This is a genomic window from Noviherbaspirillum sp. (assembly GCF_036846085.1).
In the GTDB taxonomy this organism is placed as follows: Bacteria; Pseudomonadota; Gammaproteobacteria; order Burkholderiales; family Burkholderiaceae_D; genus Noviherbaspirillum.
In genome coordinates this window covers 1-6,267 of record NZ_DAIUCO010000287.1, presented here as the reverse complement: position 1 = coordinate 6,267, position 6,267 = coordinate 1, and the positions used below count along the sequence as shown (strand labels likewise).

The following is a 6,267-nucleotide window of genomic DNA, read 5'->3' as shown; positions in this document are numbered from 1 at the left end:
TGGCGTTGATCTTCACCAGGAAGTTGCGGCCGATGATCATCGGCTCGATTTCCGGATGGTTGATGTTCATCGGGATGATGGCCCGGCCGCAGGCGACCTCGGAACGGACAAATTCCGGCGTGATCTCCGACGGGATCGCCGCGCCGAAGGATTGTCCCGGATGCTGCCGTCCCATCAGGTCCGCCAGTTTCTGGCCCATCGGCCCGGAAGCCTTCAGGCCTTCCAGGTACTCTTTGCGGCGCAGGTTCTCGCGGATGGCGATGTATTCCATCTCCGGCGTGATGATGCCCTGGCGCGCGTAATGCATTTGCGACACGTTTTTGCCCGGCAGCGCGCGGCGCGGCTTGCGGTGCAGATTGAAACGCAGCTCGGCGAGCTTCGGGTCGTTCAGGCGCTCGATGCCGTATTGCGATGTCGGGCCGGCCAATTCCTCGGTGTCGCCGCGTTCGGCGATCCATGCGGCGCGCAATGCCGGCAGGCCGGAACGGATATCGATCTTCGCTTCCGGGTCGGTGTAGGGGCCGGAGGTGTCATATACGTAGATCGGCGGATTCTTTTCCGCACCGAACGACGCCGGGGTGTCGGACTGGCTGATCTCGCGCATTGGCACGCGGATATCCGGACGGGAGCCCTCGACGTAGATCTTGCGGGAATTCGGCAGCGGCTGGATGGCAGCTTCATCCACCTTGGCGGTGGCGGCGAGGAATTGGGGGTTGGCGTTCATGCGATGCTCCTTGGCTTTCAACAAACGAAAAGCGAAGGAGAGGCGGAAAAGGATAATTCCCGGTTGCTTCCCTTCGCTGGCATTATCCAGATCAGGTTCGAGGGTGTTTCTCACCCGTCCAATTCTCCGGACAGGACCCCTAGCGTGCGCCGCGCGGGCGGCTTGGCCGGAATTATACGCCCATGAATTGGGCGGCACTGACTTATAATCGTCGGTTTCGCAAAAACACACGTCAAATCATGGAATTAGCCAAGTCTTTCGAGCCCGCCGACATTGAAAAACGCTGGCGCACCGAGTGGGAACAGCGCGGTTATTACACAGCCACCACCGATCCCTCCAAGCCCGCGTTCAGCATCCAGTTGCCGCCGCCCAACGTGACCGGCACGCTGCACATGGGACATGCGTTCAACCAGACCATCATGGACGGTCTGACACGCTATCACCGGATGCGCAACTTCAATACCGCCTGGATCCCCGGCACCGACCACGCCGGCATCGCGACGCAGATCGTGGTCGAGCGGCAGCTCGATGCGCAGAAAGTCTCCCGCCATGACCTGGGCCGGGTGAAATTCCTTGAAAAAGTATGGGAATGGAAAGAAAAATCCGGCTCCACCATCACTGGCCAGATGCGCCGCATGGGTGCATCGACCGACTGGAGCCGCGAGTATTTCACCATGGACGAGAAGATGTCCAAGGCGGTGACCGAAGTGTTCGTGAGGCTGCATGAACAGGGCCTGATCTATCGCGGCAAGAGGCTGGTGAACTGGGACCCGAAACTGATGACGGCGGTGTCGGACCTCGAAGTCCTGTCGGAGGAGGAAGACGGCTTCATGTGGCATATCCGCTATCCGCTCGCCGACGGCAGCGGCCACATGACGGTGGCGACCACCCGCCCGGAAACCATGCTCGGCGACGTCGCCGTGGCGGTCGACCCGACCGACGAGCGCTACACCCACCTGGTAGGCAAGCTGCTGAAACTGCCGCTGACCGATCGTAAAATCCCGATCATCGCCGATGAATACGTCGACAAGGAATTCGGCACCGGCTGCGTGAAGATCACGCCGGCGCACGACTTCAACGACTACGCGGTCGGCCAGCGCCACAACCTGGCGCAGATCAGCATCATGACATTGGATGCGAAGATCAACGAAAACGGCCCGGCGAAATACCAGGGCATGGACCGCTACGACGCCCGCAAGCAGATCGTTGCCGACCTCGAAGCGCAGGGCCTGCTGGAGTCCGTCAAGCCGCACAAGCTGATGGTGCCGCGCGGCGACCGCACGAACGCGGTGATCGAGCCGATGCTGACCGACCAATGGTTCGTCGCGATGAGCAAGCCGGCGCCCGAAGGCACCCACTTTCCCGGCAAGTCGATCGCCGAGGTCGCGCTCGGAAAGGTCGCCGACGGCTCGATCAAATTCATTCCGGAAAACTGGACGACCACCTACAACCAGTGGCTCAACAACATCCAGGACTGGTGCATCTCGCGCCAGCTCTGGTGGGGGCACCAGATCCCGGCGTGGTATGACGACGAGGGCAACATCTACGTGGCCCGCAACGAGGAAGAAGCAAAGGCAAAGGCCGGTGGAAAAGCCATCACCCGTGACAGCGACGTGCTCGACACCTGGTTCTCGTCGGCGCTGGTGCCCTTCTCCAGCCTCGGATGGCCGGAAGAAACGCCGGACTACAAGACCTTCCTGCCGTCGTCGGTGCTGGTGACCGGCTTCGACATCATCTTCTTCTGGGTGGCGCGGATGGTCATGATGACCACCCACTTCACCGGCAAGGTGCCATTCGAGACGGTCTATGTGCACGGCCTCGTGCGTGACGCCAGCGGCCAGAAGATGTCGAAGTCCAAGGGCAACACCCTCGACCCGATCGACCTGATCGACGGCATCGACATCGACACCCTGGTCGCCAAGCGCACCACCGGGCTGATGAACCCGAAGGATGCGGCGAAGATCGAAAAGGCCACCCGCAAGGAATTCCCGGAAGGCATCGTCGCCTACGGCACCGATGCGCTGCGCTTCACCATGGCCAGCTACGCATCGCTCGGCCGCAACATCAATTTCGATCTCAACCGCTGCGAAGGCTACCGCAACTTCTGCAACAAGCTGTGGAACGCCACCCGCTTCGTGCTGATGAACACCGAAGGCAAGGACTGCGGCTTCGATGCCGCCAGCTGCGCCGACGGCGGGCGGGATTTCTCGCAAGCCGACCGCTGGATCGTGTCGCTGCTGCAGCGCACCGAGGCGGAGGTGGAAAAAGGCTTCGCCGACTACCGCTTCGACAACATCGGATCGGCCGTCTACAAGTTCATCTGGGACGAATATTGCGACTGGTATCTGGAAGTCGCGAAAGTGCAGATCCAGAACGGCACCGAAGCGCAGCAACGGGCGACCCGCCGTACCCTGCTGCGGGTCCTGGAAACCGTGTTGCGGCTTGCGCACCCGGTGATTCCGTTCATCACCGAGGAACTGTGGCAGACGGTAGCGCCAATGACCGGCCGCACGCTCGATGCTGCCGGCGACTCCATCATGCGCCAGCCGTATCCGCAACCGGACCTAGGCAAGATCGACGAGGATGCCGAGGCATGGATGGCGCAGCTCAAGCAACTGACCGATGCCTGCCGCAACCTGCGCGGCGAAATGCAGCTATCGCCGGCACAGCGCGTGCCGCTGGTGATGGAAACCGACGACAAGGCGCGTCTGCAGTCATTCGCGCCGTATCTGCAGGCGCTGGCGAAATTGTCGGACGTGCAGGTGCTGGACAAGCTGCCGGAATCGCCGGCGCCGGTGTCGGTCGTGGGAACGGCCAAGCTGATGCTGAAGGTCGAAATCGATGTTGCCGCCGAGCGTGAACGCCTGTCGAAGGAAATCACCCGTCTCGAAGGCGAAATCGGCAAGGCGAATGCCAAACTCGGCAACGAGAACTTCGTTGCCCGAGCCAAGCCGGAAGTCGTGGCGCTGGAGAAGGATCGTCTCGCCGGCTTCACCGCTACGCTGGACAAGCTGCGCGAGCAATTTGAGAAATTGCAAGCAGCATAGATCGGGTGGATAGCAAACTAAGGGCTCCTTCGGCACGACCGAGCGAGCCCTTTTTCATGATGCAAGGAGATCGAATGCGTACAAAAACAATGTCCATGTTGCTTGCCGCAGCGACACTCGTTAGTTCGGCTGCCTGGGCGCAACAATCATCCCCTGCCGGCCTGTGGCGCAGCATTGACGACGAGACCGGCAAGCCGAAAGCACTGGTCAGGATCACCGAGAAGAACGGTGAGTTCAACGGCAGGATTGAAAAGCTGTTTCGCGCCCAGGGCGAAGATCAAAACCCGAAATGTGATCTGTGCGAAGGCGACCGCAAGGACCAGCCCATCGTCGGGATGACGATCCTGACCGGGATGAAGGCGCAGGGAGACGAATTCGCCGGCGGCCAGATTCTCGATCCGGCCAGCGGCAAGGTCTACAAAAGCAAGATGACGGTCATCGACAACGGCAAAAAGCTCGACGTACGCGGGTATGTCGGCGTGCCGATGCTGGGACGTACCCAGACGTGGATCCGGGTGGAATAGCAGGCGGAGACCAGGTCCCCCAGTGGCCGGCACGATACCGGCCAACACACTATACGAAGGAAACCGTCAGTCCCGGCAACGATACGCCTGAAAACGCAGATGTCCAGGTTTCACCGGGTGCGATCGGGCAGACATCCGTCCAGGTGCCGGTCGTGATGATTTCACCGGCACCAAGCTTGTCGAACCGGGGTTGTGTCTTGAGCATCTGGTGCAGGTGCCACAGCGCCTGCAGGGGGCTGCCGAGAACATCGCTGCCGAAGCCGGCCGACCGCAGCTCGTCGCCGCAGGAAAGCGACAGGCTGGAATAGGCCAGCATGCTGTCGAGATTGCGGCGGGTGGCGGCTGACAGGACTTTCGGCTCACCGACGATCAGCGATCCGTGCAGGCCGAAGGCGGCGATGGAATCGACCATCTCGAATTTCCAACCCTCGAACGGACACACTACGATTTCAAAGGCATGCGCCATCCACTCGATGCATTCCGCCAATTCCTCGATCGTGGCATCCGGGGATGGTGTGGCGCCGAGCTTGAAAACGACTTCCGGTCCGAGGCGCGGCTGCAATGCGCCATCTAGGCTTTGGATGCCGCGATTGTCGGTGGTGTAACGCACCGTCGCATCGAACATCGGCGTCCAGATCGGGGTGCTGATCGGCTCCTCGACACCGTATTTCGCCCAGATCTTGCGATTGGCGAATCCGATCTTTCGGCCGATCATCACTTCGCCCTGGGCGGTACGGATATCGTAAGTGCTCTTGACGATATCGTAGCCGTCCTCCATCGTCAGTTTCGTCTTAGCCGACAGCGGGGCAATCATCCTCACATCGGCGCGCGCCTCGAGCAATTGAAGCGCATACCGGTTGGCTTGGGTGGACATCAGCATGATGGGCAATCGTCAGGTAAGGCAGGGAGGGATGCAGGCGCGGCAACATCGCTTTGGCAACCCGTGCATTTGCGCTGCCTTGGTACAAAAAAGTGCAGGCGTGCTTAAAAAAACAATTATAGGGGAAGCGCGGCGTCCGAATCGGCAAATTCGGGCCGTAGGTATTTCTACTGAGTAGCACTTCATCACCACAAGCGGCACGCATTGCCTGAATGGCAATGCGCAATTATCGGACCTGGCATCAGCGCCCGGGTTCAATACCTGCGCTGCTGCAGGAACCGGTCCAGCGCCGCGGCAAATGCATGCCGGTCCGCCTGGCTGAACGGCGCGGGGCCGCCGGTATCGATCCCGCTGCTGCGCAGCTGGTCCATCATGTCGCGCATCGTCAGATGCTGTCCGATATTGCCCTGGGTATATAACTCGCCGCGTGGATTGAGCGCATGGCCGTTTTTCTTCAACACGTCGGCGGCCAGGGGAATGTCGGCGGTAATGACGAGGTCACCCTCCAACACCTGTCTGACAATCTCGGCATCGGCCACGTCGAAACCGGCAGGCACCTGCATTGCCCTGATATAGCGCGAGGGCGGCGTGCGCAGCGCCTTGTTGGCGACCAGCGTGACCTGGATCTGCAGGCGATCGGCGGCACGAAACAGGATGTCCTTTACCACCGCCGGGCAAGCGTCGGCGTCGACCCAGATACGCATCGTCTGCATGCGCCTAAGCCGGCGGCAGGTCCCACAGGTCGCCGGTCGGACTCTGGCGCGGCGCGGTGACGCCGAAATGGGAATAGGCGGTGGGCGTGGCGATGCGGCCGCGCGGCGTACGCTGCAGGAAACCCTGCTGGATCAGGTATGGTTCCAGCACATCCTCGATGGTGTCCCGCTCTTCGCCGATCGCTGCGGCGAGGTTGTCCAGCCCGACCGGGCCGCCGTTGAACTTGAACAGCACCGCTTCGAGCAGCTTGCGGTCCATGACATCGAAGCCGACCGGGTCGACATCCAGCATTACCAGCGCCGCATCCGCCATGGCCTTGGTAATTTCGCCCGTGCCCTTGACTTCGGCATAATCGCGCACGCGGCGCAGCAGGCGGTT

General features: G+C 61.2%; 6 protein-coding genes and 1 riboswitch. Of the genes, 2 read left to right on the top strand and 4 right to left on the bottom strand.

Going from position 1 to position 6,267, the window contains the following annotated elements:
* The coding region (locus tag V7080_RS22595) for a phosphomethylpyrimidine synthase ThiC (RefSeq protein ID WP_334190632.1) at positions 1 to 724 on the bottom strand (724 nt) is incomplete at its 3' end.
* 51 nt (positions 725 to 775) lie between these two features.
* Positions 776 to 875, bottom strand: a riboswitch (TPP riboswitch).
* An 88-nt stretch (positions 876 to 963) separates the two neighbouring features.
* On the opposite strand from V7080_RS22595, the gene V7080_RS22590 reads away from it, so the two are divergent.
* Both V7080_RS22590 and V7080_RS22585 read left to right on the top strand, forming a co-directional pair.
* The gene (locus V7080_RS22590) at positions 964 to 3,771 is read left to right on the top strand and encodes a valine--tRNA ligase (RefSeq protein WP_334190631.1); all 2,808 of its coding nucleotides are present in this window, start codon (positions 964 to 966) and stop codon (positions 3,769 to 3,771) included.
* A gap of 74 nt (positions 3,772 to 3,845) precedes the next feature.
* Positions 3,846 to 4,295, top strand: coding sequence for a DUF2147 domain-containing protein (locus V7080_RS22585; protein WP_334190630.1), 450 nt, complete (start codon positions 3,846 to 3,848; stop codon positions 4,293 to 4,295).
* Between the two features lie 49 nt (positions 4,296 to 4,344).
* On the opposite strand, the gene V7080_RS22580 is transcribed toward V7080_RS22585, so the two are convergent.
* The 3 genes from V7080_RS22580 to V7080_RS22570 all read right to left on the bottom strand — a co-directional run.
* Positions 4,345 to 5,175, bottom strand: coding sequence for a 2-keto-4-pentenoate hydratase (locus tag V7080_RS22580; RefSeq protein ID WP_334190629.1), 831 nt, complete (start codon positions 5,173 to 5,175; stop codon positions 4,345 to 4,347).
* 254 nt (positions 5,176 to 5,429) lie between these two features.
* A complete protein-coding gene (locus tag V7080_RS22575) occupies positions 5,430 to 5,879 on the bottom strand; it encodes a YaiI/YqxD family protein (protein WP_334190633.1) in 450 nt (149 codons plus the stop codon).
* A 13-nt stretch (positions 5,880 to 5,892) separates the two neighbouring features.
* Positions 5,893 to 6,267 (bottom strand): Holliday junction DNA helicase RuvB C-terminal domain-containing protein (locus V7080_RS22570; RefSeq protein ID WP_334190628.1); only part of this gene is annotated, 375 nt, incomplete at its 5' end.